Origin of the sequence: Scandinavium sp. M-37 (genome assembly GCF_043558715.1) — a bacterium.
In the GTDB taxonomy this organism is placed as follows: domain Bacteria; phylum Pseudomonadota; class Gammaproteobacteria; order Enterobacterales; family Enterobacteriaceae; genus Scandinavium; species Scandinavium vulneris_A.
This window is the reverse complement of sequence record NZ_JBIGIN010000127.1, coordinates 1-372: the sequence shown is the minus strand read 5'-3', so window position 1 is coordinate 372 and position 372 is coordinate 1. Positions and strand designations below refer to the sequence as shown.

Below are 372 nucleotides of genomic sequence, written 5' to 3'. Positions count from 1 at the left end.
TCGAACACACCTTCTTTCCTTTCTTATTACGGAGAAAGGAAACAGTGTGTCGTTTCAATTTTCAGCTTGATCCAGATTTTTAAAGAGCAAATATCTCAAACGTGATTCCGAAGAATCAGTTTTGAGATATATAGGTCGGCGACTTTCACTCACAAACCAGCAAGTGGCGTCCCCTAGGGGATTCGAACCCCTGTTACCGCCGTGAAAGGGCGGTGTCCTGGGCCTCTAGACGAAGGGGACACTGAAGTCTCAATCGCAAGACGCCTTGCTTCTCTACATCTATCAGACAATCTGTGTGGACACTACAAAGGCAGGTTCTTTAAGGTAAGGAGGTGATCCAACCGCAGGTTCCCCTACGGTTACCTTGTTACG

At 47.0% G+C, this 372-nt stretch carries 1 tRNA gene; it reads right to left on the bottom strand.

Annotated features, from left to right (window positions below):
- Nucleotides 1–164 precede the first annotated feature (164 nt).
- Nucleotides 165–240 (bottom strand) — tRNA-Glu (locus tag ACG0Z5_RS24020).
- Nucleotides 241–372: the final 132 nt, after the last annotated feature.